The organism is Pelomicrobium sp. G1, assembly GCF_051905455.1.
Taxonomy (GTDB): domain Bacteria; phylum Pseudomonadota; class Gammaproteobacteria; order Burkholderiales; family UBA6910; genus Pelomicrobium.
Genome location: NZ_JBQACR010000159.1, coordinates 1 through 376, shown reverse-complemented (window position 1 = coordinate 376; position 376 = coordinate 1). Strand labels below are relative to the sequence as shown.

At 72.1% G+C, this 376-nt stretch carries 1 pseudogene; it reads right to left on the bottom strand.

The annotated features are described in order from the left end of the window. Nucleotides 1-293 (bottom strand): annotated as a pseudogene (locus ACTFO6_RS17970) (hypothetical protein); the annotation flags it as partial. Between the last annotated feature and the right edge of the window lie 83 nt (nucleotides 294-376).

Here is a 376-nt window from a genome sequence, read left to right as displayed (position 1 = left end):
ACCTGGGCGGCATCCTCCCAGACGATCTCGCCGCGGCTCTTCTGGTAGCCCACCCGGATGCCGGCGATGGTCAGCGTCCGGGGACGAGCGAAGAGCTCTGGCGCGGATTCGATGGCGGCGCGCAAGGCGGCGTGGGCATCCGCCGCGCGGGCGACGGCCTCCTTGATGCCGCGCAGGCGCCGGCGGCGCGCGGCCTCGATCTCCTCCTGCAGGGCCTGCACGCGCTCGGCGAGGAGCGCGCGGGCATCGGCGTAGGCGCGGGTCAGGGACTCGATATCGGTGATGGTCGGCATAGGGACCTCATGTCTTCAGGTGGAGCTGCCCGAGCAGGTCGGGCAGCGGGATTTTGCGCAGCCGCGCCTCGAGCACGAGGGAG